Source organism: Massilia agri (genome assembly GCF_024753255.1).
In the GTDB taxonomy this organism is placed as follows: domain Bacteria; phylum Pseudomonadota; class Gammaproteobacteria; order Burkholderiales; family Burkholderiaceae_D; genus Telluria; species Telluria agri.
Genome location: NZ_JANUHA010000005.1, coordinates 61763 through 85298 on the forward strand (window position 1 = coordinate 61763; position 23536 = coordinate 85298).

General features: G+C 65.6%; 20 protein-coding genes. 10 read left to right on the plus strand and 10 right to left on the minus strand.

Annotated features, from left to right (window positions below):
- Nucleotides 1-488: 488 nt before the first annotated feature.
- Complete coding sequence (gene metH, locus NX780_RS08930) at nt 489-4256, minus strand: methionine synthase (RefSeq protein ID WP_258827515.1); 3768 nt, start codon at nt 4254-4256, stop codon at nt 489-491.
- Between the two features lie 246 nt (nt 4257-4502).
- On the opposite strand from metH, the gene NX780_RS08935 reads away from it, so the two are divergent.
- On the plus strand, nt 4503-4730 hold the full coding sequence (locus NX780_RS08935) for a BrnA antitoxin family protein (protein WP_231059577.1): 228 nt from the start codon (nt 4503-4505) through the stop codon (nt 4728-4730).
- Nucleotides 4731-4888: 158 nt separating this feature from the next.
- Here the strand turns inward: NX780_RS08935 and fmt are convergent, their stop codons facing one another.
- On the minus strand, nt 4889-5836 hold the full coding sequence (gene fmt, locus NX780_RS08940) for a methionyl-tRNA formyltransferase (protein WP_258827516.1): 948 nt from the start codon (nt 5834-5836) through the stop codon (nt 4889-4891).
- Nucleotides 5836-6375 carry a peptide deformylase gene (gene def, locus NX780_RS08945; RefSeq protein ID WP_258827517.1) on the minus strand — a complete coding sequence of 180 codons (540 nt, stop codon included), beginning with the start codon at nt 6373-6375 and terminating at the stop codon, nt 5836-5838. Before def ends, fmt begins: the two co-directional genes overlap by 1 nt.
- Before the next feature lie 262 nt (nt 6376-6637).
- Here def and NX780_RS08950 point away from each other — a divergent pair, with 262 nt between their 5' ends.
- The 3 genes from NX780_RS08950 (at nt 6638) to NX780_RS08960 (ending at nt 9585) form a co-directional block, all read left to right on the plus strand.
- Nucleotides 6638-7753: a LysM peptidoglycan-binding domain-containing protein gene (locus NX780_RS08950; protein ID WP_258827518.1), complete on the plus strand. Its 1116-nt coding sequence runs from the start codon at nt 6638-6640 to the stop codon at nt 7751-7753.
- 7 nt (nt 7754-7760) lie between these two features.
- On the plus strand, nt 7761-8891 hold the full coding sequence (gene dprA, locus NX780_RS08955) for a DNA-processing protein DprA (protein WP_258827519.1): 1131 nt from the start codon (nt 7761-7763) through the stop codon (nt 8889-8891).
- Nucleotides 8892-9126: 235 nt separating this feature from the next.
- The gene (locus tag NX780_RS08960; protein ID WP_258827520.1) at nt 9127-9585 is read left to right on the plus strand and encodes a Smg family protein; all 459 of its coding nucleotides are present in this window, start codon (nt 9127-9129) and stop codon (nt 9583-9585) included.
- 67 nt (nt 9586-9652) lie between these two features.
- Here the strand turns inward: NX780_RS08960 and NX780_RS08965 are convergent, their stop codons facing one another.
- The 4 genes from NX780_RS08965 to NX780_RS08980 all read right to left on the minus strand — a co-directional run bounded on the left by NX780_RS08965 (nt 9653) and on the right by NX780_RS08980 (nt 15177).
- Nucleotides 9653-11206 (minus strand): CocE/NonD family hydrolase, encoded by a 1554-nt coding sequence (locus NX780_RS08965; RefSeq protein WP_258827521.1) that lies wholly within the window; start codon nt 11204-11206, stop codon nt 9653-9655.
- A gap of 78 nt (nt 11207-11284) precedes the next feature.
- Nucleotides 11285-13447: a metallophosphoesterase family protein gene (locus tag NX780_RS08970; protein ID WP_258827522.1), complete on the minus strand. Its 2163-nt coding sequence runs from the start codon at nt 13445-13447 to the stop codon at nt 11285-11287.
- 57 nt (nt 13448-13504) lie between these two features.
- Complete coding sequence (locus NX780_RS08975) at nt 13505-14284, minus strand: hypothetical protein (protein ID WP_258827523.1); 780 nt, start codon at nt 14282-14284, stop codon at nt 13505-13507.
- Between the two features lie 17 nt (nt 14285-14301).
- Nucleotides 14302-15177, minus strand: a complete 876-nt coding sequence (locus NX780_RS08980) for a LysR family transcriptional regulator (RefSeq protein ID WP_258827524.1) — start codon at nt 15175-15177, stop codon at nt 14302-14304.
- A gap of 100 nt (nt 15178-15277) precedes the next feature.
- Here NX780_RS08980 and NX780_RS08985 point away from each other — a divergent pair, with 100 nt between their 5' ends.
- Both NX780_RS08985 and NX780_RS08990 read left to right on the plus strand, forming a co-directional pair.
- Complete coding sequence (locus NX780_RS08985; protein WP_258827525.1) at nt 15278-15892, plus strand: glutathione binding-like protein; 615 nt, start codon at nt 15278-15280, stop codon at nt 15890-15892.
- Nucleotides 15893-15977: 85 nt separating this feature from the next.
- On the plus strand, nt 15978-16898 hold the full coding sequence (locus NX780_RS08990) for a DMT family transporter (protein ID WP_258827526.1): 921 nt from the start codon (nt 15978-15980) through the stop codon (nt 16896-16898).
- Here NX780_RS08990 and gcvA read toward each other — a convergent pair.
- Nucleotides 16885-17760 carry a transcriptional regulator GcvA gene (gcvA, locus tag NX780_RS08995; RefSeq protein WP_258827527.1) on the minus strand — a complete coding sequence of 292 codons (876 nt, stop codon included), beginning with the start codon at nt 17758-17760 and terminating at the stop codon, nt 16885-16887. The two genes, NX780_RS08990 and gcvA, sit on opposite strands and share 14 nt — an antisense overlap.
- Nucleotides 17761-17848: 88 nt before the next feature.
- Between gcvA and NX780_RS09000 the strand changes: the two genes are divergently transcribed.
- Both NX780_RS09000 and NX780_RS09005 read left to right on the plus strand, forming a co-directional pair.
- The gene (locus NX780_RS09000) at nt 17849-18733 is read left to right on the plus strand and encodes an EamA family transporter (RefSeq protein ID WP_258827528.1); all 885 of its coding nucleotides are present in this window, start codon (nt 17849-17851) and stop codon (nt 18731-18733) included.
- On the plus strand, nt 18730-19047 hold the full coding sequence (locus NX780_RS09005) for a hypothetical protein (protein ID WP_258827529.1): 318 nt from the start codon (nt 18730-18732) through the stop codon (nt 19045-19047). Before NX780_RS09000 ends, NX780_RS09005 begins: the two co-directional genes overlap by 4 nt.
- Here the strand turns inward: NX780_RS09005 and NX780_RS09010 are convergent.
- Nucleotides 19012-19500: a GNAT family N-acetyltransferase gene (locus tag NX780_RS09010; RefSeq protein WP_258827530.1), complete on the minus strand. Its 489-nt coding sequence runs from the start codon at nt 19498-19500 to the stop codon at nt 19012-19014. The two genes, NX780_RS09005 and NX780_RS09010, sit on opposite strands and share 36 nt — an antisense overlap.
- Before the next feature lie 108 nt (nt 19501-19608).
- On the opposite strand from NX780_RS09010, the gene NX780_RS09015 reads away from it, so the two are divergent.
- The gene (locus NX780_RS09015; protein ID WP_258827531.1) at nt 19609-20481 is read left to right on the plus strand and encodes a LysR substrate-binding domain-containing protein; all 873 of its coding nucleotides are present in this window, start codon (nt 19609-19611) and stop codon (nt 20479-20481) included.
- Here the strand turns inward: NX780_RS09015 and NX780_RS09020 are convergent.
- Nucleotides 20453-20683, minus strand: a complete 231-nt coding sequence (locus NX780_RS09020) for a hypothetical protein (protein WP_258827532.1) — start codon at nt 20681-20683, stop codon at nt 20453-20455. The genes NX780_RS09015 and NX780_RS09020 overlap by 29 nt on opposite strands.
- A gap of 131 nt (nt 20684-20814) precedes the next feature.
- Here NX780_RS09020 and NX780_RS09025 point away from each other — a divergent pair, with 131 nt between their 5' ends.
- Entirely contained in the window at nt 20815-23499 is a 2685-nt protein-coding gene (locus NX780_RS09025; protein ID WP_258827533.1) for a DNA topoisomerase III, read from the plus strand.
- Nucleotides 23500-23536: the final 37 nt, after the last annotated feature.

Below are 23536 nucleotides of genomic sequence, written 5' to 3' on the forward strand. Positions count from 1 at the left end.
GTAAGTAGCTTGCTCGTGAACTGAGACATTGGAACCAGTTCACGAGCCGGCCACATACCTCACCACTCTCCCGCTTCAATTACTACGCAGCTCAGGATCGCTGCGCAACTCCGTTCTTCCAAACTCACGTAAAGCCAGCCAATGCCTATTGAGCTCGCCGTACTGTTGGATTCCTGCTTCGCCGGGGCCAGTTTCACTTCGCACTTGCGCGCAAAGCCAGCGCTTGCCCCTCCACAGGCAGTCACGGTGGAACTCACCGCGATGCTTTCAATCTCGAAGATCGATGGCTGTAGCGCTTATGCCAAGTGATTAGGCGAGACCGTTAGCCCTAGTACGACAAGTCAAGAATGAATTAGTTTCAAGTTAATCGTTGAAACTATCCTCAATGGATCTGCTTCAATGCTGAGAGCAAAACCTTAGGCGATGTGGAGAGGTGAGAGCTTGCCGGATATGGGTGCCGCCGGCAGGCGCCGGCGGCCGGATGAGGCTTAGAGGTTCGGCGCCAGGTGGCGTTCGAGTTCGGCCTTGTCCATGCCGCGGCGTTCGGCCATGTCCGCAAGCTGGTCTTCGCCGATCTTGCCGACCACGAAGTACTTCGATTCCGGGTGGGCGAAGTAGAAGCCCGACACCGCGGCGCCCGGGAACATGGCATAGGACTCGGTCAGCTGCATGCCGATCTCCTCGGCCTGCAGGGTACGGAACAGCTCGGCCTTGACCGTGTGCTCCGGGCAGGCCGGGTAGCCCGGCGCCGGACGGATGCCCACGTACTGCTCGGCGATCAACGCCTCGTTCGACAGGTCCTCGTTGCTTGCGTATCCCCACAGGTCGGTGCGCACGCGCTCGTGCAGGTACTCGGCGAAGGCTTCGGCCAGGCGGTCGGCCAGGGCCTTGAGCATGATCGAGGAGTAGTCGTCGTGCGCCGCCTCGAAGCGCTGCTCGTGCTTTTCGATGCCCAGGCCCGCGGTGACGGCGAACATGCCGATGTAATCCGCAATGCCGGATTCCTTCGGCGCCACGAAATCGGCCAGGCACTGGTTCGGACGCTGCTCGCCGTCGACCACCGGCTTGACGCCCTGCTGGCGCAGGCCGTACCAGGTGAAGGCGACGTCCTTGCGCGATTCGTCCGTATAGATCTCGACGTCGTCCTCGTTGACGCTGTTCGCCGGCAGCAGGGCGATGGCGCCATTGGCGGTGAGCCAGCGGCCCTCGATGATCTTCTTGAGCATGGCCTGGCCTTCCTCGAAGACCTTGGAGGCGGCTTCGCCCACCACCTCGTCCTTGAGGATGGCGGGGTAGGGGCCGGCCAGGTCCCAGGTCTGGAAGAAAGGACCCCAGTCGATGTAGCGCGCAAGGGTCGCCAGGTCGACGTTCTTGAAGACGCGGCGGCCGATGAACTTCGGTTTCACCGGCGCGTAGTCGAGTTTCGCCTTGTTGGCGCGCGCCTGCTCGAGGGTGAGCATCGGCAGGGCCTTCTTGCCGGCGTGCTGGACGCGGATGCGTTCGTAGTCCTGGGCCAGTTCGATGATGTAGGCGTCGCGGGTCTCGTCGGTCAGCAGCGACTGGCCCACCGACACCGAGCGCGAGGCGTCCGGCACGTAGACCACCGGGCCCTCGTAGTGCGGCGCGATCTTGACGGCCGTGTGCGCGCGGCTGGTGGTGGCGCCGCCGATCAGCAGCGGAATCTTCTTCTCGCGGAAGTAGGGGTCGCGCTGCATCTCCCGCGCCACGTGGGCCATCTCTTCCAGCGAGGGCGTGATCAGCCCCGACAGGCCGACGATGTCGGCATTCTCTTCCTTGGCCTTGGCCAGAATATCGGAGCAGGGCACCATCACGCCCATGTTCACGATCTCGAAGTTATTGCACTGCAGGACCACCGAGACGATGTTCTTGCCGATGTCGTGCACGTCGCCCTTCACCGTCGCGATGACCATCTTGCCCTTCGGCTTGGCGACAATGCCGGTGCGGCGTTCTTCTTCCGCCTTTTCTTCCTCGATGAAGGGCACCAGGTGGGCCACGGCCTGCTTCATCACGCGCGCCGACTTGACCACCTGGGGCAGGAACATCTTGCCCTGTCCGAAGAGGTCGCCGACGATGTTCATGCCGTCCATCAGCGGACCTTCGATCACGTGGATCGGACGGCCGCCGGAAGCCAGGACCTGCTGGCGCATCTCTTCGGTGTCCTCGACGATCCACTGCGTGATGCCGTGCACCAGGGCGTGGGCGAGGCGCTTCTCGACGGAGGCGTTGCGCCACTCGAGGTTCTGCTCCTGCTTGCCGCCGCCGGCTTTCAGTGTGCCGGCGAATTCGATCATGCGCTCGGTGGCGTCCTCGCGGCGGTTCAGGACCACGTCTTCCACGCGCTCGCGCAGCTCGGCGGGCAGGTCATCGTAGACGCCGACCATGCCGGCGTTGACGATGCCCATGGTCATGCCGGCCTTGATCGCGTGGTAGAGGAAGACCGTGTGGATGGCCTCGCGCGCCGGGTCGTTGCCGCGGAAGCTGAAGGAGACGTTGGACACGCCGCCCGAGACCTTCGCGTGCGGCAGGTTCTGGCGGATCCAGGCGGTGGCTTCGATGAAGTCGTTCGCGTAGTTGTTGTGCTCTTCGATGCCGGTCGCGATGGCGAAGATGTTCGGGTCGAAGATGATGTCTTCCGGCGGGAAGCCGACCTGCTCGGTCAGCACCTTGTAGGCGCGGCCGCAGATCTCGGTCTTGCGCGCGAAGGTGTCGGCCTGGCCCTGTTCGTCGAAGGCCATGACGATGACGGCGGCGCCGTAGCGGCGGCACAGCCTGGCCTGGCGGATGAATTCCTCTTCGCCTTCTTTCAGCGAGATCGAGTTGACGATGGCCTTGCCCTGCACGCACTTCAGGCCGGCCTCGATCACCGTCCATTTGGACGAGTCGATCATGATCGGCACGCGCGAGATGTCCGGTTCGGAGGCGATCAGGTTCAGGAAGCGCGTCATCGCCGCCTGCGAATCGAGCATCGCCTCGTCCATATTGATGTCGATGACCTGGGCGCCGTTCTCGACCTGCTGGCGCGCCACCGACAGCGCCTCGTCGAACTGCTCGTTCAGGATCATGCGCGCGAAGGCTTTCGAACCGGTGACGTTGGTGCGCTCGCCGACGTTCACGAACAGCGAATTGTCATCGACCGTGAAGGGCTCGAGGCCCGACAGGCGCATCGCGACCGGGACTTCCGGGATCTGGCGGGGCGCGCGGTTTTCCAGCATCTTGCTGATGGCCGCGATGTGGTCGGGCGTGGTGCCGCAGCAGCCGCCGGCGATGTTGACGAAGCCGGCGTCGGCGAATTCGGCCAGCAGGGCCGAGGTATCGGCCGGCAGCTCGTCGAAGCCGGTATCGCTCATCGGGTTGGGCAGGCCGGCGTTCGGGTAGATGCAGACAAAGGTGTCGGCGATCTGCGAGAGTTCTTCGGCATAGGGGCGCATCAGGGCGGCGCCCAGCGCGCAGTTCAGGCCAATGGTCAGCGGCCTGGCGTGACGCACCGAGTTCCAGAAGGCGGCCACGGTCTGGCCCGAGAGGATGCGGCCCGAGGCATCGGTGACGGTGCCCGAGATCATGATCGGCAGGCGCGGCGTTTCCGGGTGCTCTTCGAAGTAGAGGTCGATCGCGAACAGCGCGGCCTTGCAGTTCAGGGTGTCGAAGATGGTTTCGACCAGCAGCACGTCGGCGCCGCCATCGACCAGGCCGCGCACCTGCTCATGGTAGCCCGCGACCAGCTGGTCGAAGGTGATGTTGCGCGCGGCCGGGTCGTTCACGTCAGGCGAGATCGACGCGGTCTTCGGCGTCGGGCCGAGGGCGCCGGCCACGAAGCGCGGCTTGTCCGGCGTACTGTATTTGTCGCAGGCGGCGCGCGCGAGCTTCGCGGCTTGCACGTTCATCTCGTAGGCGAGATGCGCCATGTGGTAGTCCTCCTGCGCCACGCTGGTGGCGCCGAAGGTATTCGTCTCGATCAGGTCGGCGCCGGCGGCCAGGTAGCGCTCGTGGATCTCCTGGATCACCTGCGGCTGGGTGAGCGTGAGGAGCTCGTTGTTACCCTTCACGAAGAGTTCACGCTGGGCCGCGCCCTCGGGCGGGGCGAAATCCGCGAAACGCTCACCGCGGTAGGCCGCTTCGTCGAGCTTGTACTGCTGGATGATGGTGCCCATCGCGCCATCCAGGATCATGATGCGGCGTTTCAGGATATCGCGCAGCTGATTGTCGACGGGGGAAATGTTCGGATGGCGGGCGTTCATGGTGGTGTTCTCGATACCGGCTTGACAGGCCGTTATGGTTGGGCGGTCTGAAATTATACGTCATGACGCCGCCTTCATTCTGGAGGTGTGGAAATGCGTTTTTGTGTATGTATCTTTATGTATGGAAATCGCAAACTGTTACACGACGTTACAAAACCCGGCCGAATCGCAATCTTTACGTTACATACACGGACGACAATTACTTCATCGCCACAACGCTGGCGAAGCTTTTAACGGGATGATTGCATGAACAAAGAATATGTACCGGATTGGGATCAACCGGTGAACCGCATCGAAGAGTCGGCTGTCGCCGTAAAGCCGCAAACGATCAACGGCGTGAAGCAGATCGTGACGATCCGCCTGGACGTGGACATGCTGGAATGGTTCAAGTCGGCTGGTCCGGGTTACCAGACCCGTATCAACCAGGTGCTGCGCGAGTACATGGAAGCGCAGCGCGCCGCAAAGGCGGAGTAAGTTATATCGGGGCGCTGCCCCGATTTTCTTTTGTGGGTTTGGTAGGGTGGACGGGGGCGCCTAGCCGGCTTCGCCGTCCGCGCGTTCAAACTTCGGGAATGCTGCCCGCTCGTTTGCGCTGCTGCTGGCTGAACGCGCGGTCGGCAGAGCCGACCACCCTACGAAAAGACTTTTCCAGCCAATGGGAAACTTTTCAGGAACTCCTGCGCCGCCAAGCGCTTGCCACCCGGCTTCTGCAGCTCCAGCAGACGCAATGCGCCTACACCGCAAGCAACGACGATGCCTTGCGCGTCAAGCGCCAGCACCTGGCCCGGCTCGCCCTGGCCCGGCGCCAGTTCCGCATTCCACAGCTTGACGGTCACGCCGTCGACCTGGCCTTGCGCGCCCGGGAAGGGATTGAAGGCACGCACCCGGCGCCACAACACCTCGGCCGGCAGGCTGAAATCGAGCCTGGCTTCTTCCTTGGCAATCTTGGCCGCATAGGTCACGCCTTCTTCCGGCTGCGACACTGCTTCCAACTGGCCCGCTTCCATCTTGCGCAGCGCCTCGACGATCATGCGGCCGCCGAGCGCGGCCAGCTTGTCGTGCAGGCTGCCGGTGGTGTCGCTGTCTTCGATCGCCACGCGTTCGATCAGCATCATCGGGCCGGTGTCCAGGCCTTCTTCCATGCCCATGATGGTCACGCCTGTTTCCACATCCCCCGTTTCGATCGCACGGTGGATCGGCGCCGCGCCACGCCAGCGCGGCAGCAGGGAGCCGTGGATATTGATGCAAGGCTTGATGTCGAGGGTGCTGCGCGGCAGGATCAGGCCGTAGGCCGCGACCACCATCACGTCATAGTCCAGCGCCATCAAGCGTTCATGCGCGGCGCGCGCTTCCTCGGCGCGCTGCGGATCCTTGGCATCCATGCGCAGCGACAGCGGCTGGGCCACCGCCATGCCGTGGGCCAGCGCATACTGTTTCACTGCGGAGGCTTGCAGCTGCATGCCGCGCCCGGCCGGGCGGTCCGGCTGGGTCAGGACCAGGGGAATCTCGAAGCCGGCTTCGTGCAGGGCGCGCAGCGCCACCGCGGCAAACTCGGGCGTACCCGCGAAAACGACCTTCATCAACGGCGGGCGCTGCGCGCGGCGGCGTCGCGTTCCATGCCGCGCTCTTCCTTCTGCAGCTTGGCCTTGATGCGGTTGCGCTTGAGCGGCGACAGGTATTCGACGAAGACCTTGCCCATCAGGTGGTCCATCTCGTGCTGGACGCACACGGCCAGCAGGCCGTCGGCGTCGAACTCGAATTCCTTGCCTTCGACGTCATGGGCCTTGACCTTGACGCGGGCCGGACGCTCGACGCCGTCGTAGATGCCGGGCACCGACAGGCAGCCTTCGTCGTAGACCTGCTTCTCGTCGCTGGCCCAGGTGATTTCCGGATTGACGAGGACGAGCAGATTGTCGCTGGTCTCCGAGACGTCGATCGTGATGACGCGCTCGTGCACGTCGACCTGGGTTGCTGCCAGGCCCACGCCGGGGGCGTCGTACATCGTTTCGGCCATGTCCGCGACCAGCTTGCGCAGGCGCTCGGTGCCGAATTCGGTGACCGGTTTGGCGACCTTGTGCAGGCGCGGATCGGGGTAGCGGAGGATCTTCAGTAAGGCCATATCAGGACGGATTCAGGGGTAGATAGCAGTTCAATAAGAGTTCATGCACGAACGGAAATGCAACACTCGCCGGCCCTGCCGGGACGCGGTTTGTCTTGCTGTTTCGGGGAATTGTGTGCAGAATTTGATTCAGTACGGCAACCTTTGTCGATCAGGAAGCGATTCTTCGTACTCCCGAAACGGGGCGCGATGACGCACTGTCAGCGAGTTGGCCAGCAGAACCGGCTCCAAAACGCAAAACGACGCAATAACGGACGTCTCAATGAAAAATTTTAGCACAGTCGTGAGCCGTGCCGCTGCCGTGGCGCTCCTCGCGGCCGCAGCGGCCAGCCCGGCCCAGGCCGCCACGTGCGCATTCCGCCCGAATGCACCCGACCAGCATGTCGTGGTCAAGGGCGATACCCTCTGGGATATTTCCGGCACCTTCTTGCAGAACCCCTGGTGCTGGCCCCAGGTCTGGGGCATGAACCGCGACGAGATCCGCAATCCGCACTGGATCTATCCCGGCCAGATCATTTATTTCGACCGTGCACGTGGCCGCCTGTCCCTGAACCGTCCGGGCAGTGAGGGAAGCAACAGCGGCGACGGCGCCAACCTGCCGCTGACGAAGCTGTCGCCCCAGCTGCGTACCGAGTCGCTCGACCGCGACGCCATCCAGGCGATCCCGGCCGGCCAGATCGAACCCTACCTGACCCAGCCGCTGGTGGTCGAGCCCGGCGTCCTGGCGCGTGCGCCGCGCATCGTGGCCGCGCAGGAAGGCCGGGTCTACCTCGGCACCGGCGACCGCGTCTACGTGGTGGGCCAGCTGGGTGGCGTGCGCAACTTCCAGGTGTTCCGCCCGGGCGGCGCCCTGCGCGATCCCGTGACCCGCAAGGTGCTGGCCCACGAAGCGACCTACCTCGGCAGCGTGTCCCTCGACATCGAAGCCAAGCCGGGCGTCGATGCGCACGCCTTCCGCGTCACCGAGACGAAACAGGAGATCGGCGTCGGCGACCTGCTGGTGCCGCTGCCGCCGCCACCTGTGCGCAACTACATGCCGCATGCACCCTTGCAAGCCGTCGACGCGCGCGTGATGTCGATCCACTCGGGCGTCACGCACGCCGGACAGAGCCAGGTCGTGACTGTCAACCGGGGTTCGCTTGACGGACTCGATGTCGGCTCCGTGCTGGAGCTCTATCATCTCGGGAAGAAGGTTGCGGACCCGGCGCGCCGGGGCATCTTCCGCAACAAGGAGCGCATCAAGCTGCCGGACGAACAATATGGCAGCCTGTTCATCTTCCGCGTGTTTAACAAGGTCTCCTACGGCCTGATCATGCAGGTCACGGCGCCGGTCGAAATCGGCGACGTGGCCCGTTCGCCAGAGGCCGCAACGGAGTAAAGCCGCCGTGCAGGACACGGACCCCACACCGCCAGCCACTCAGTGCAGCAACCCTGCCGTCATTGCCGACTGGATCCGCCTCGCCGAGGCGCCGGGTGTGGGGTGCCGGACTGCACAGGTCTTGCTCGATGCCTTCGGCTCGCCGGCCGCCATCCTGAGCGCCGGCCGCGCAGCACTCGCGGCCCATGTGCCGGCCAATGTCGCCGCGGCCTTGTGCGCACCGCTTCCTTCCGAGACCGCGCGTCTCCTCGACCTGACTGTCGACTGGCTCGCCAGACCCGCTCACCACATCCTCACGCTGCACGATGCCGATTACCCGGAAGCGCTGCGGCACATTCCCGATCCGCCGCTGCTGCTTTATATAAAAGGGCGGCGCGCATTGCTGCAGCAATCCCTGGTCGCCGTGGTCGGCAGCCGCAATGCCAGTACCCAGGGCCGCGCCAATGCGGAAAATTTTGCACGCGCCCTGTCGCAAGCGGGGCTGTGCGTGGTCTCCGGCATGGCGCTGGGCATCGATACCGCGGCCCACGAAGGCGCGCTGGAGGGGCCGGCTTCCACTATCGCCGTCATCGGCACCGGCATCGACCGTGTCTACCCCGCGCGCAACCGGCTGCTTGCGCATCGCATTGCCGAAGAGGGTTGCATCGTCAGCGAGTACGCGCTCGGCACGCCGCCCGTCGCCAACAACTTCCCGCGCCGCAATCGCATCATCAGCGGCATGGTGGCCGGCGTGCTGGTGGTCGAAGCGGCCGCGCAATCGGGTTCTCTCATCACCGCGCAGATGGCGGCCGAGCAGGGCAGGGAAGTGTTCGCGCTGCCAGGCTCGATCCATTCGGCACTGTCGAAGGGTTGCCATCACTTGATACGCGAAGGTGCGCGCCTGGTCGAGACGGTGGACGAGGTACTGGAAGCAATGCGCGTCTCGCCGCTGGTGCGGCAGGGCACATCGACCGCGCCGGTGGAAGACGGCGTCCTGCTCGACGCATTGGGCTACGACCCCATCGAACCGGATGCCTTGCTGGAATGCTTCGGTGGCGATGCCGCGCTGCTTGCCGGCGAATTGCTGGCGCTGGAACTGGCGGGCGTGCTCGAACGCCTGCCCGGCGGCCGCGTGCAGCGGGTAGTGCGCGCCGCCTGAAGGCCGTAGCATGGGCATGCTGGCATATGCCGACTGCATGGGCAGTGCGAAAAAAGATTTCCTTCCTGAGATGTTTTAATGAAACGTATGCCCTTGATTTCATTGGAAATCGAGAAAACTGAATGAACGGATAAGGCCGCCATACAACGAAAATCCAAGGAAACCCACATACACCGCGTGTCCGCGCGTGCCAGACTTGTGCCGCGACGAGCTTAACTGCTACAGTAGCGTCACTATGTTCGACATCCTGGTCTACCTCTACGAGACGTACTATCGTCCTGACGCCTGCCCCGAGCCGGCGGCCCTGGCACGCAAGCTGTCCGCCGTCGGTTTCGATGACATCGAGATTTCCGAGGCGCTGGACTGGCTGACCGGGCTGACCGAAGCGGCAGTTTCCGATGCAATCGATGCCTCCACCAGCATCCGCTATTACGTGGACGAGGAGTACATCGAACTGGGCAGCGCCGCCATCGGCTTCATCCAGTTCCTCGAGAGCGCCAAGGTGCTCAGCCCCACGCAGCGCGAGATCGTCATCGAACGCGCACTGGCCTGCGATGAATCGCCGGTCGCATTGGGCAAGCTCAAGATCATCGTGCTGATGGTCCTGTGGAGCCAGGGCAAGGAGCCCGACGCGCTCATGTTCGACGACCTGTTCGGCGACGACGACGACCAGGAACCGCGCCTGCTGCACTGAACACACGCACGACCGAAACACAACGGGGCCCGCAAGGCCCCGTTTGCATTTCTGCGCCAAGAACATCTCATGGCTGGGCGCCGCCATGCTCCTTCACGAAGGCCGCAGCAAGCGCATGCCCGGGATTGTTCTCCAGTACGCGCCGATAGCTGCGCACGGCGTCGAGCGTCTGTCCCGTCTTCGCCTGCATCTCGGCCAGGCATTCGACCAGGATGATCTCGCCTGGGTGCAGGTGGGTGCCGAGGCGGAAGATCTCGCGCGCCTCGGCATGGCGCTCCAGCGATGCCAGTTCTGAACCCCAGCGATAGATTTTTTCCGGCCCCAGCCTGAAGCCCGCGCTCTGCGCAGCAAACTGCTGGTACACGGGAATCGCCCTCTCGAAGCCTTCGCTACGCAAGCGCGCCACGAAGTTCTCCAGGGTCGGCGCCGTCTTGCCGCCATTGCGCCGCACGTCGGTGAGGATCATGTGCGGCGGCGCGCCGTTCGCCGCGGGCGTGTTGTTCAGGAAGGCGAGGCTGGCGGCGTCCTTCTTGATATGGGCGTCGAGGAAGCGCAGCACATAGCGCGCGGCCCAGCTGTGCGCGAGCGCGATCTCGGCGCGCGTGTAGTCGCCGAAGTTGCCCGCCCGATCGACGCGCACGTTGTAGGAAGAGAAGTCCATGTGCTTCATCGGCAGCATGACGGTGATGTAGAGGTCGGACCAGCGCATCTCGTTCAGGAAGGAGAAGCGCGTGTCGACTTCGGCGCGGTTCAGCTCCTCGATCGTGGGCGGACGGCGTCCCACGAACAACATCGGGATCGCGAGCCTGCTAGGTGTCACGTACTTCGCCGCATCCTTTCCGCCATCGACGTATTCGCGCGTGCCGCGCACCGAGCCGTCCAGGCTGACGATGGCCTTGATGCGGTCGTCCTTGGCTGCGGCCAGCACGTTCGAGAGGCCGCCCCAGCTAAAGCCCACCACCGCCGCCTGCTCCGTATCGGCCTGGGGCAGGGTGCGCGCATGGCCGATCAGCCAGGCGATGTCGGCGGCCTGGGCCTCCAGGCCGTCGAGGTCGGAGCTCATGGCCCGGGTATGCGGACCCCTCGAGGCAGTAGCCAGCACGATGTAGCCGTGACTGGCCAGCAGCTCGCACAGGTCGCTGTTTTCCATGGCGCTCTCGGAGAAGCCCGGTGCATAGATCACGACCGGGAAGCGGCCGTTCTCCGGTGTCGCATCGCGCACGGCCAGCATCGGCTTGGCGTATTCGCGCAGCAGCGCGTCGCCGCGCCTGCTCGCTTGCCCTGCGATGCGCGCCTCGAGCTGGCGTTTGGCGTCGAGCGCGCCGAGGGTGAAGTCGTCCTCGCTCAAGGTGGTCGCGATGTAGTCGCGGAAGGTCACCCGCTTGCCGCCGCGCGCCGCCGGGTACCAGATGAGGACCTGCATGGGACGCGCGCGTTCGCCCGAGGTGGGCTCGCCGGTATGCATGTCGACGCGGGTCTTGTACTGGCGCGTGTAGTCGTACTGCTGCACGACCTTGAAGCCGACGCCGTGGCGGCCGGGCGGATTGGAGAAGGTGAATTCGTCGGAGGCCTGCGCCGGCAGGACCGCGCAGAAGAAGAGGGCGAACAGGAGCTGCTTCATGAGAATCGGGGCGGTTGCGAGGGGCACCAGTGTACCCGCCCGCACCGCCCCGGATTCTCAGGAATTGTCACGCATGGCTCAGTTGAAGCTCAAGCCGGCGCCGTTGGCGTTGTTGATCTTCCTGCCCTTCAGGTCGATCGTGAAGCGGTCGCTCGGCTTGGCCGAACCCAGGCCCTTGAAGATCGAGAAGACCTGCTTGAACTGGTGCTGGAAGGCGACGTGCACCGGGTTCTGGCTTGAGGGCTTGTCACCCACCTTCACCGGCGCGGTCGTCGCTGCCGGGAAGGCGCCCATCAGGACCTTGTACTGGCTGACGCGCTCCGTGCCCATGTCGCGCAGGGCCAGTTCGCCCGCATACACGGTGCGGTGGAAGTCGCCGTAGAAGTCATAGGGGGTGATCTTCGCGAACGAATCCAGGGTCAGGCCGGCTGATGCGGCCAGCTTCTCGGCGCGCGCGGTAGCCTCGAGCCAGTCGGCGGTCAGCTGCGTGGCCGCGACCGGCATGCCGGTGGCCGCCGCCGTTGCGGCGCAGTTCGCGGTGAGCGGCACCACGCTTGCGTTGTCCTTCAGCTGGGCCAGCGTCACTTTCGTCTGCAGCTGCGACAGGATCAGCATCTGCCTGCCGTTCAGGTTCATCGCCGCTTCCTTCATTTCGCACGGCCAGTACTCGTCCATGAAGCGCAGGCGCGACAGCTCGCCGAAATAGGTGCGGGTGAATTCGCCGTAGGAGCGGGTGTCGAGGATGCCGCGATCCCAGCGCTTGGCCACATCCGAGGCGATGGTGCTGCCCTTCAGGTAGTCGTTCTCGACCTGGTAGTAGGGGAAGAGTTCGTTGAAGCGCGACACCGAATTCAGGGCCACGGTCTGGACGTCGACGGTGTCGAGGTCCTTGTAGCTGATGATCTTGTAGGCCGCGCCGTAGACCGCGAGCGACGGCGACTGCACGTTGACCAGGTAGTTGCCGGCGGCGTCCGAAAAATCGTTGGTGCCGTTGAAGTGCATGTGGCCGCCCACGTGCCAGCGCAGGCCCGTCGCCGCCACGCCGGCCGCGGTGGCGGCATCCGGCACGCGCGCGGTCTGGAAGGCGCCCGGCTTGAAGGCCGCCTTCATGGCCTCGGTCTGGTTGGCGTAGAAGTCCATGGTCGGGTAGTGCGAGTAGGCCATCAGCTGCTTGCCCTCCGCCCTGGCGCGCGCGGTCACCGACTTGATCCAGTCGACCAGGTGCATCTTGTGGGTCAGCACCTTGTTCCAGCCCGCATTGCCGGCGCCGTCGTAGCCGCTGAATTTCGTCGGGTTGGCCGGGTCGAATTTCGCGTTCGGCACGAAGACGTTGGCGTCGATCGCCAGCAGCCACAGGCCCTTGACCGGCTCCACCAGGTAGCTGGCGTCCATCATCTTCGCGCACCTGGTAAACGGCTTGCCCAGCTTCGCTTCGCCGGCCGCCTTGTAGGCGCCGCCCGAGCCTTCGGCGCAGATCTCGAACTCGCGCTTGCTCACGGCCGATTGCGCCGCCGCTTCCTCGTAGCTGTACTTGTTGCCCGTGTACTTGCTGAACGGGGTCTCCCAGTGCAGGTCGGCCTTGTTCGGATTGAAGCCGAAGTCGCCCAGCTTGGCCATCAGCTTCTCGTAGCCTTGCTCCATCAGCTGGTCGGTGCAGACCACGCCCGGATCCCTGGCGACGCAGGCCGCGTTCGAGGTGCCGTAGACCTTCTGTTCCTTGCCGTCCTTGGTCAGGAAGTCGTTCTTGCCGGCCTCCTGGTCATCGAAAGGCTCGTTCGGATCGTGGTTGCCCGGGGCCAGGAAGAAGCGCATGCCCTTGGCCTGGTACTCCTTGAGCACTTCGGCGATGCCGTCGATGTTCATCGGCTGCGCGTCGTCCGAATAGTCGCCCGGGAAGGCGACGTGACGGATGCCCTTCGCATAGGCATCGTCCAGCGCGGCGCGGAAGGCGAAATAGTTTTCGTTGAACAGGCGGGTCGAGGTCAGCTGCGCGTACATCGTGCGGATGGTCGCGTTCTTGCCGTCTTTCGTGGGGATGCCCGCGAACTGGCTGCTCTTGAAGTCGCCGTACACATTATGGAAGTGGACGTCGGACATGAAGGCGACGCTGGTGTTGGCGGCCGGCACCGGCTGCTGCGGCTCCGGCGCGGTCTGGACGGGCGCGGCGGGATCGTCGCTGCCGCAAGCGGACAGCAGGGCCAGCGCGGCGAGGCTGGCGCACGAAAGGAGGAAACGGGACATGCAGACTCCGGTCATTGAAAAGTGCCGGGATGGTGGCACTTTCGCATGACCGGATGATTACAAGGCCCGCTCGCGGTCTTCCTCGGCCATCTGGTGTTCCACCACGACGCGGGTGATGGTGCCCGGTTCATCGAGCTCGCGCCGGGCGAGGTTCATCAGCTCGGCGGACTCGAGGCCGGCGAGCAGCGCCTCGCGCAGCTTGTCGGCTTCGGCATCCTCGCCGCGGCCGCGCAGAATGGCCATGCCGATGCGCACCGCTTTTGCCAGATTGCTCAGGTCCATGGCGAGCCGTGGTGGGTGTCGCTGCGGCGGGAACAGCGGGTGCTCCCGTGCGCCAGCATTGACGGCGTCGAGCAGATCCAACGGCTCACCACAATAGCGTTCTGCCAGCGCGTAGTCCCGCATCGCCACGGCGGCGTCGAGGGCAACGTGGGCGTAGCTGTGCGCCTGCGCGGGGTACACCGCATCCAGCTTCTTGAAGGTCTCCCAGGTCGAGCGCTCGTCGCCGAGCAGTTCGTTCATTTCTGCGATGAGGAAGAAGCGCGGCGCGCGGCGGAAGTCGCCTGCCTCGCCCGGTGTGCTGCCGGCGTACTCGGCGCCCCCCAGCAGGCGCTCGACCTGCGCATCGCGCCGCGCGCGCAGGGGCGCCTGCGCCGGCGGATGGACCTCGAGCAGGAACTGCCACTCGAGCATCGTCATGAAGTAGCGGTTCCTGCTCGGCGCGGGCTCGCTGTCGGCTTCGTCGAACAGCTGCCCGAGCAGCGTCAATGCTTCCTCGTAGCGGCCCGCTTCGCGCAGCTGCATCGCATCGAACATGCGTGGATCGACAACGGTCATGTGTGCCTTTCGTTGGTTCAGGTGAGGGCAGGGTGCCGCGACAGTTCCCCGTGCAGGAAGTCAGTGAAGGCGCGGATGCGCTTCACGCGGCGCAAGTCGGGGTGGCTGAGAATCCACAGCTCGGTATCGAGCGCGGCGTCGGGCGGCGCCAGCTGCACGAGGCCGGGACGGCCATCGGCCAGCAGGCAAAGCAGCATGCCGGCGCCCATGCCCGCCTCGACGGCGCCCGCCATGCCGAGCAGCGAATCCACGCTGGCGACCTGGCGTTCTGGCGGCACGTGCTGGCGCAGCCAGGCGGCCTGGCGCAGGTGGCCGAGGGCTTCGTCGGGCGCCACCCAGTCGTAGCTGTCCCACGCATTACCGTCTTCCTCGCGCCTGGCCAGATAGGCTTGCGCGGCATACGGCGCCGTGCGCAGGCTGCCCAGCTTGCGTCCGACCAGGTTGTCCGGCGGCGCATTCGAGGGCCGGATGGCGACGTCGGCATCGCGCCGGGACAGGTTGACGAAGCGGTTGTCGATCGTGAGCTGGATCTGGACGCCCGGGTAGGCCAGGCGGAAGGCGGCGACCGCCGGCAGCACGAGCTTGTCGAGCAGGGTGTCGGTCGTGGTGACGCGGATGCTGCCCTGCAGCGCCGCATCGCGCCCGGCGATCTTCCGCGCCACGTCCTGCATGCCTTCGTCGATCGGGCCGAGCAGGGCAAGCAGCTCTTCGCCGGTCGGCGTGAGGACATAGCCGCTCTGGAAGCGCTCGAACAGGCGCACGTCGAGGGCGGCCTCCAGCTTGTCGAGGCGCCGGATCACCGTCGAGTGGCTCTGGCCCAGCCTGCGCGCCGCCGCCGATACCGAGCCGCCGCTCGCGACCGCGAGGAAGTACTGGTAATCATCCCAATCCATGGCCTGTCCAAAAATCGATAAAGGTTTTGCGAAAACGTCGAATGTTCATCCATTCTTGCACAAGCTACGCTGAAGCTCCTTCAACTTGCGAGCTTTTGCCATGTACACCGCCTACATCGCCGGCACCCCCAACGGCAAGAAAATCCCGATCGCCCTCGAAGAACTCGGCCTCGACTACCGCCTGCGCCACGTCGACCTCGGCGCGGGCGAACAGCACCAGCCCGACTTCGTGCGCCTCAGCCCCAACCACAAGATTCCCGTGCTGGTCGACGAAGACACGGGCCTCAGCCTGTTCGAATCCTGCGCCATCCTCTACCACCTGGCCTGCGCCACCGGCCGCCTGATTCCCGCCGATACGCAGGGACGCGAGCTGGTGCTGCAATGGCTGTTCCTGCAGGCGGCCAGCACGGGCCCGATGCTGGGACAGCTGTGGTGGTTCAGGCATGCGGCCCCGGCGCCGAACCCGCAGGCGCTGGAGCGCTACACGCGCGAAGCGCTGCGCATCCATGCCGTGCTTGAACAGCGCCTGTCCGAGTCGCCCTGGGTCGCTGCGCAGGAGTACACGGTAGCCGACATCGCCTGGTACACCTGGATGGAAACGCACGCGGAACTCGGCATCGACCTGCAGGCCTATCCGCGCATCAAGGACTGGCTGGATCGCATCGCGGCGCGCCCGGCGTTGCGGGAGGCCCTGCGCAGGATGGAGGAACGCTGAGTGAATGCGCCGCTCGCATCGCGCTGGTCTTCGCCGGCATCGCGGGCCTGAAAGCCCTGTCTCCACCCTGATCCGCTTTTTGCTCATGAACGCCTTCCACATCCTCATCGCCTTCCTGGCGGGTTGCGGCCTGCCCCTGCAGGCGGCCGCCAACGCACGCCTGAGCCGCGCCCTGGCCAGCCCCTTCGCGGCGGCGACCGTGCAGCTCCTGATCGCCGCCGTCCTGCTCCTGCTGGCTGCAAGCGCCACGGGACAACTGGGCGCGCTCCAGCGGCTCGGCCAGGCCGCATGGTGGCAGCCCGCGGCCGGCCTGGCCAGCGCAGCCTACGTCGTGGCCGGCATCGTGCTCTTCCCGCGGCTCGGCGCCGTCGTCACCGTGGGCCTCTTCATCGCGGGCCAGGCCGGCGCCTCGCTGCTGCTGGACGGCTTCGGCCTGCTCGGCATCGCCGCGCGCGACTACGGCCTGCAGGCCTGCATCGGCGCCGCCGCTGTCGCAATGGGCATCCTGCTGATCGTGCGCGGGCAGGCAGGCGCGCCTGCGGCGCGCGAGTCCCGCGCCGGCTGGATGGCGCTGGCGGCCCTGTCGGGCGCGCTGCTGCCGGTGCAGGGCGCGGTCAACGCTTCCTTCATGCAGGTGCTGCAAGCGCCGCTGGCCGTGGCGTTCACCAGCTTCGCCGTGGCGGCGCTCGGGATGCTGGCCGTCTTCCTCGTGGCGCGGGGTGCTGGCCTGGCCGAGCGTCCGCATGCGGCGGGACTGGCAGGCATGCCCTGGTGGGGCTGGCTGGGCGGCCTGGTGGGCGCCTGCTACGTGACCAGCGTGTTCACGGCCATGCCGCGCATCGGCGCCGCCGCCACCGTCGGTTTCACGATCGCCGGCCAGCAGCTGGTGTCGATCCTGGTCGACCGTTTCGGCCTGTTCGGCCTGCCCGGCGGCGCGGTCTCGCGCACGCGCCTGCTGGGGGCGACAGTGCTGCTGGCCGGCGTGGTGTCGATCAAGCTGGTGTAGCCGCGCAGCCGCGTATCCACGCGGCGAATTCGCCGACCTCGGGATTCACGGGGGCCTCGCGCGGCGTCACCAGGAAGTAGGAGGCGGGCGAGGGAATCGCCAGCTCGCCGATGCGGCGCAGCTGGCCCGTGCGCAGTGCATCGCGCGCCAGCCAGCTGCGCGCCAGCGCCACGCCCTGGCCGCTTTCCGCAGCCTGCAGCACCAGCGCCGAATCGCGGTAGACGGCGCCGAAACTGGCGGGGGCCGGGTCCAGCGCGCTTATGTGCAGCCAGGCGTCCCAGTCGTTGTCGTCGTCGCGCAGCAGGGTGGCGCGCCCCAGGTCGGCCAGGGTGGCGATGCCGTGTTCGCGCAGGTAGGCCGGGCTGGCCACCGGGAACAGGTCTTCCTCGAACAGCAGCTCGCTGTGCACGCCGGCCCATTGGCCCCGGCCGGTGCGGATCGCCAGGTGGGCGCCCGCCGCATGCAGGTCGACGACGGCCTGGGTGGCGGCGACTTCGACCTCGATGTCGGGATGGCGCAGGAAGAAGTCGCCCAGGCGCGGCAGCAGCCAGCGCGCCGCAAACGAGGGCAGCACATTGATGCGAAGGCGCCGGCGCCCGGCCTGGCGCAGGGCCTCGGCCGCGCTGGACAACTGCTGGAGCAGCGGGCGCACCGTGGCGAGGAACTGCCGGCCCTGGGGCGTGAGCGCGACCTCGCGGCGCGAGCGGTCGATCAGCGTCGTCTGCAGCGACGATTCCAGCGCCCGCATCTGGTGACTGACGGCGCTGTGGGTCAGGTGCAGCTCGCGGGCGGCGAGGGTGAAGCTGCCGAGACGGCCGATGGCTTCGAACGCGCGCAGGGTATGGAGGGGTGGCAGGGACATGTGAATGACATTCAAGTAGCTGTGAGTATAAAGCGTTTTTCCTGCCCCGCATTCGCAGGTATAAAGTCACCATGTTCAAGGAGTCAATGTGAATCCACTGCACCTGCTCGCGGCCCTCGGCATCGTTGCCGTCTGGGGCTTTAACTTCGTCGTCATCAAGCTCGGCCTGAACCACCTGCCGCCTTTGCTGCTGTGTGCGCTGCGCTTCACGCTGGCTGCGCTGCCCGCGGTCTTTTTCGTGAAGCGTCCCGACGTACCCCTGCGGCACATCGCCCTCTACGGCCTCGTCATGTTCGGCCTGCAGTTCGCCCTGCTCTTTTCCGGCATCGGATTGGGCGTCTCGCCCGGCCTGGCCTCGCTCACCGTGCAGCTGCAATCCTTCATGACCATCGCGCTGGCGGCCTTCCTCCTGAAAGAGCGTCCCACCCGCTTCCAGGTGTTCGGCGCCGTGGTCGCGTTCTCGGGCATCCTCGTGGTGGCGGCCCATCTCGGACAGGACGTGACGGCCGTCGGCCTGGGGCTGGTGATCCTGTCGGCCGCGGCCTGGGCGGCGGGCAACCTGCTGGCCAAGCGCATGGGGCGGGTGAACATGTTCGCCCTGGTCGTGTGGGGCAGCCTGGCGGCGGCGGGGCCCATGCTGGCGCTGTCCTTCGCAGTGGAGGGCCCGGCGCGCATCGTGGCCAGCCTGTCCTTCCTGCGCTGGGAAACGGTGGCGGCGATCGCCTACCTGGTCTACATGTCCACCCTGCTGGGCTTCGCGGTCTGGAACTGGCTGCTCTCGCGCTACCCGGCCGCCAGCGTGGCGCCGCTGACCCTGATGGTGCCGCTGTTCGGCATGAGTTCATCGAGCCTGGTGCTGGGTGAGGAACTGCAACCCTGGAAGCTGATCGCCTTCGCCCTCGTGATCCTGGGGCTGTGCATCAACCTGTTCGGTGCGCGCCTGTACGTCGGCCTGGTGGGAGCGCGCCAATGAACGCCGCCTTGCCGCTTTGCTTCCTGCCGGCCGAGGATGCCGCGCCCTATGTCGCCGACCCGCGTTCCACCTGGCGCGTCAAGCTGGCCTTCCGCATGGCCTTCACCAACGGCGGCTACCTCGCGGGCAAGGACTTCCTGCTCGACCTGCCGGGCCCTGAAGTCGCTCCGGCGCGCGCTGCCGAGATGCTGGTCTCGTCGATGAACCTGCTGCGCGCGGGGCCCGTGACCATCCTGTCCCTGCAGGTCGTGCGGCGCGGCGAGCATGACGATGCTTTTTCAGGCGAGCCTGCGAAACAGGATGTAGGCCGATAGATAGCCGAGCCGGTCGTGCCTGAACGCGTCGGGGATGCAGCCGGCTTCGGTGAATCCCAGGCTGCGGTAGAGCGCCAGTGCGGCGAGATTGGTGCTCACCACCTGGTTGAACTGCATCGCCCGATAGCCCGCCGCCGTCGCGGTGGCGAGGCAGTGCGCGACGAGGGCGCGGCCGATTCCCTGTCCACGCGCATGCCGGTTCACGACGAAGGTGGCGGTCGAAACATGGGCGCCGCGTCCAGGCATGTTGGCCCCGTAGCGGTACATGCCGAGCACCTCGCCGTCCCGGCAGGCGAGCACGCAGCCCTGCGCCCCAAGCCACTGGTTCCGGATGAATTCCTGGTCGAGGGGGCCGAGGAAGGGAAGGGCATCGCCCTCGTCCGAGGTGGACTGCAAGAGGGCGAGCATGGCGGGCGCATCGCTCGGTGCGGCGCTTCTGAGCAGGGTGTCCAATTGTGTCTCCGTTTGGTTCGAAGCTGGAGTCTAGGGAGCAGGCGGCAGCCGGACAAACGAAAGCTTTTGCGGTTCGGATGAATGGAATTCAGCTGATAAGATGGCGGCATGAAAGCCAGAGCGAATCCACCCCTGATCGCCGCGCGCAGTTTCGAGGCGGCGGCCCGGCACGCCAGTTTCCAGCGGGCGGCGCAGGAACTCAACGTGACGCCAACGGCGATCAGCCACCAGGTCAAGCGCCTGGAAGCGTACCTGGGCACCCGGCTCTTCGTCCGCAAGAACCGGCAGGTCACGCTGACCGAGGATGGCCAGGCCTTGTGCGCCAGGCTGGGCGAGCTGTTTTCCGCGCTCGAGCAGACCCTCGACCCTGCCGCCTTTGCGCAAGCGAAACCGCTGCGTATCACCGCCATGCCTTCCCTGGCGGCGAAATGGCTGGCCCATCGGGTGGCGGAGTATGCCTTGCAGGCGGCGTTTCCCGTCGAGCTGAGTGACGATGACCGCGTCGTCGACTTCGGGGACGGCGCATTCGATATCGCCTTGCGCTACGGGGACGGGAACTATCCCGGCGTCGCCGTCCATCCCTGGATGCGCGCCCAGGTCCTCGCTGTTTGCAGCCCGGCCCTGCTGCCTGCCGCGGACGTCCTGGAGCACACGCTGATACACGACAGTACCATCCACCTTCCGGGCAAGCCGCCGGGATGGGAGGAATGGCTCAGGCGGAAACAGCTGACGCTTCCCCCGGGTCACCCCTGCCTGCGCTATTCCAGCGTCTACCTGGCGCTCGAGGCGGCCCGGGCGGGAAAGGGCTTTGCCCTCGCGCCGGAGCCGCTGGTGCGCGACGACCTGCGGCAGGGGCGCCTGGTCGCACCCTTCCCGCACAGCCTGGACAATCCCTATGCCTTCTGGATCGTCCATCCCCATCACCTGGAAGCTGACCCGCGCGTTCAGGCCTTCACACGCTGGCTGCGCGAATGCGATTAGCCGCGCGGATCCGCTCGCCGAACGATTCGGCTTCCAGGGCCTCGATCGCATTGGCCAGCGTACTCGAGAGCGGATAGGGCAGCTGCGCATCCAGGCTGGCCGCCATATTTACCCCGCATATCGAGAGCCCGTCACGCACCATGCGGATAGTTCCGGAAGACAACGACAGTGCAGGCGCGCACACTTGCAGTGCGCCGGTCATCGCGCTTATCATTGGCCGCTTAATCCAGACTGTTACTCTTCAGACACTACGGCTTTTAAAACCGTCGAGCCCGCAAGCATGTATGATGCGCGGGAAAAAGCCACTTATATATAGAGCACCCGAGAATCACTATGACCAAATCCCTCATCATCGCCGAGAAGCCGTCGGTCGCGAACGACATCGCGAAGACGCTGGGCGGCTTCACCAAGCACGATGAGTACTTCGAGTCCGACGAATACATCCTGTCGTCCGCGGTCGGCCACCTGCTCGAGATCGCGGTGCCGGAAGAATACGACGTCAAGCGCGGCAAATGGAGCTTTGCCCACCTGCCGATGATCCCGCCGTACTTCGCGCTGAACCCGATCGCCAAGACCGAATCGCGCCTCAAGGTGCTGAACAAGCTGATCAAGCGCAAGGACGTCACCACCCTGATCAACGCATGTGACGCGGGACGCGAAGGAGAACTCATCTTCCGCCTGATCGCCCAGAACGCGAAGGCGAAACAGCCGGTCAAGCGCCTGTGGCTGCAGTCGATGACCCCGGCCGCGATCCGCGACGGCTTCGCCCACCTGCGCAGCGACGAAGAGATGCTGCCGCTGGCCGACGCCGCGCGCTGCCGCTCCGAGGCCGACTGGCTGATCGGCATCAACGGCACCCGCGCCATGACCGCCTTCAACTCGAAGGAGGGCGGCTTCTACCTGACCACCGTGGGCCGTGTGCAGACGCCGACCCTGTCGATCGTGGTCGAGCGCGAGGAGAAGATCAAGCGCTTCGTCCCGCGCGACTACTGGGAGGTGCGCGCCGAGTTCGTGTGCGCCGCCGGCGTCTATGAAGGCCGCTGGCTGGACCAGAACTTCAAGAAGGACGAGAACGACCCCGAGAAGCGCGCCGAGCGCCTGTGGAGCCGCGCCGCGGCCGACTCCATCGTCGCCGCCTGCCGCGGCAAGCAGGGTGTCGTCACCGAGGAATCGAAGCCGACCACCTCGATGGCGCCGGCCCTGTTCGACCTGACGTCGCTGCAGCGCGAGGCCAACGGCCGCTTCGGCTTCTCGGCCAAGAACACCCTGGGCCTGGCCCAGGCGCTGTACGAGAAGCACAAGGTGCTGACCTACCCGCGTACCGATTCGCGCCACCTGCCGGAAGACTACATCGGCACCGTCAAGAGCACGATGGAGGCGCTGAACGACACCAACAACTACCAGCAGTTCTCGAAGCAGGTGCTGAAGAACGGCTGGGTCAAGCCGAACAAGCGCATCTTCGATAATACCAAGATCTCGGACCACTTCGCCATCATCCCGACCGGTGTGATTCCGAAGAACCTCTCCGAGCCGGAACAGAAGCTCTACGACCTGGTCACGCGCCGCTTCCTGGCCGTGTTCTTCCCGCCGGCCGAGTTCCTGGTCACGACCCGCTTCACCGAAGTCTCGGGCCACCAGTTCAAGACCGAGGGCAAGGTCATGACCAACCCCGGCTGGCTGCAGATCTACGGCAAGGAGTCGCAGACGGACGACAAGGACGGCGCGAATCTCGTGCCGGTGCAGAAGGGCGAGAAGGTCCTGGCCGACAAGGTCACGCCGAACGGCCTGGTGACGAAGCCGCCCGCACGCTATACCGAAGCGACCCTGCTGTCGGCCATGGAAGGCGCGGGCAAGCTGGTCGACTCCGACGAGCTGCGCGATGCCATGGCCGGCAAGGGACTCGGTACCCCGGCCACGCGCGCGGCCATCATCGAGGGCCTGCTGACCGAAAAATACCTGGTGCGCGAAGGCCGCGAACTGATCCCGACCGCGAAGGCGTCGCAGCTCATGACCCTGCTGCGCGGCCTGGGCGTGAACGAACTCACCGCGCCTGAATTGACGGGCGAATGGGAATACAAGCTGGCCCAGATGGAGAAGGGCAAGATCTCGCGCGACGAATTCATGCGCGAGATCCAGCAGATGACCCAGGTGATCGTCAAGCGCGCCAAGGAATACGACAACGAGACCATCCCGGGCGACTACGCGACCCTGCAGACCCCCTGCCCGAACTGCTCGGGCATGGTCAAGGAAAACTACCGCCGCTTCGCCTGCACCAAGTGCGACTTCTCGATGTCGAAGACGCCGGGCAGCCGCCAGTTCGAGATCGAAGAGGTCGAAGAGCTCCTGAAGAACCGCACCATCGGTCCGCTGCAGGGCTTCCGCTCGAAGATGGGCCGTCCGTTCGCGGCGATCCTGCGCATCGTGCGCGACGAAGAGATCAAGAACTTCAAGCTCGAATTCGACTTCGGCCAGGACCAGGACGAAGGCGAAGAAGGCGAGGGCGTGGACTTCACCGGCCAGACCCCGCTCGGACCCTGCCCGAAGTGCAACGGCGGCGTCTACGAGATGGGTCTCGCTTATGTATGCGAACACCAGGTCGCCAAGCCCAAGACCTGCGACTTCCGCAGCGGCCGCATCATCCTGCAGCAGGAAATCCTGCCGGAGCAGATGGCCAAGCTGCTCAACGAGGGCAAGACCGACCTGCTGCCGGGCTTCGTCTCGCAGCGCACCCGCCGCGCCTTCAAGGCCTTCCTGGTGCGCGGCAAGGACGGCAAGATCAGCTTCGAGTTCGAGGAGCGCAAGGGCAAGCCGGCCGCGAAAGGCAAGGCGGCTGACGGCGCCGCCGACGGCGCCGACGGCGCCGACGGCGCGGCCGAACCGGTGAAGGCGGCGCGCAAGGGGCTGGCGAAGCCAGCCGCTAAAGCCGCGGCGAAGGCGCCGGCCAGGAAGGCGGCCGCCAAGACGGCGGCGCGCAAGCCTGCGGCGAAGAAGATCGCATCGGCGGCGGACAAGAAGTAAGCCGACCGGCCTCCAGTGAAAAACGCGAACCCTCGGG

Excerpts from the sequence above, each read along its gene's own strand:
- metH (WP_258827515.1), bottom strand. The coding sequence starts at position 4,256 with ATGAACGCCCGCCATCCGAACATTTCCCCCGTCGACAATCAGCTGCGC.
- NX780_RS08935 (WP_231059577.1), top strand. The coding sequence starts at position 4,503 with ATGAACAAAGAATATGTACCGGATTGGGATCAACCGGTGAACCGCATC.
- fmt (WP_258827516.1), bottom strand. The coding sequence starts at position 5,836 with ATGAAGGTCGTTTTCGCGGGTACGCCCGAGTTTGCCGCGGTGGCGCTG.
- def (WP_258827517.1), bottom strand. The coding sequence starts at position 6,375 with ATGGCCTTACTGAAGATCCTCCGCTACCCCGATCCGCGCCTGCACAAG.
- NX780_RS08950 (WP_258827518.1), top strand. The coding sequence starts at position 6,638 with ATGAAAAATTTTAGCACAGTCGTGAGCCGTGCCGCTGCCGTGGCGCTC.
- NX780_RS08960 (WP_258827520.1), top strand. The coding sequence starts at position 9,127 with ATGTTCGACATCCTGGTCTACCTCTACGAGACGTACTATCGTCCTGAC.
- NX780_RS08965 (WP_258827521.1), bottom strand. The coding sequence starts at position 11,206 with ATGAAGCAGCTCCTGTTCGCCCTCTTCTTCTGCGCGGTCCTGCCGGCG.
- NX780_RS08970 (WP_258827522.1), bottom strand. The coding sequence starts at position 13,447 with ATGTCCCGTTTCCTCCTTTCGTGCGCCAGCCTCGCCGCGCTGGCCCTG.
- NX780_RS08975 (WP_258827523.1), bottom strand. The coding sequence starts at position 14,284 with ATGACCGTTGTCGATCCACGCATGTTCGATGCGATGCAGCTGCGCGAA.
- NX780_RS08980 (WP_258827524.1), bottom strand. The coding sequence starts at position 15,177 with ATGGATTGGGATGATTACCAGTACTTCCTCGCGGTCGCGAGCGGCGGC.
- NX780_RS08985 (WP_258827525.1), top strand. The coding sequence starts at position 15,278 with ATGTACACCGCCTACATCGCCGGCACCCCCAACGGCAAGAAAATCCCG.
- NX780_RS08990 (WP_258827526.1), top strand. The coding sequence starts at position 15,978 with ATGAACGCCTTCCACATCCTCATCGCCTTCCTGGCGGGTTGCGGCCTG.
- gcvA (WP_258827527.1), bottom strand. The coding sequence starts at position 17,760 with ATGTCCCTGCCACCCCTCCATACCCTGCGCGCGTTCGAAGCCATCGGC.
- NX780_RS09005 (WP_258827529.1), top strand. The coding sequence starts at position 18,730 with ATGAACGCCGCCTTGCCGCTTTGCTTCCTGCCGGCCGAGGATGCCGCG.
- NX780_RS09015 (WP_258827531.1), top strand. The coding sequence starts at position 19,609 with ATGAAAGCCAGAGCGAATCCACCCCTGATCGCCGCGCGCAGTTTCGAG.
- NX780_RS09020 (WP_258827532.1), bottom strand. The coding sequence starts at position 20,683 with ATGACCGGCGCACTGCAAGTGTGCGCGCCTGCACTGTCGTTGTCTTCC.
- NX780_RS09025 (WP_258827533.1), top strand. The coding sequence starts at position 20,815 with ATGACCAAATCCCTCATCATCGCCGAGAAGCCGTCGGTCGCGAACGAC.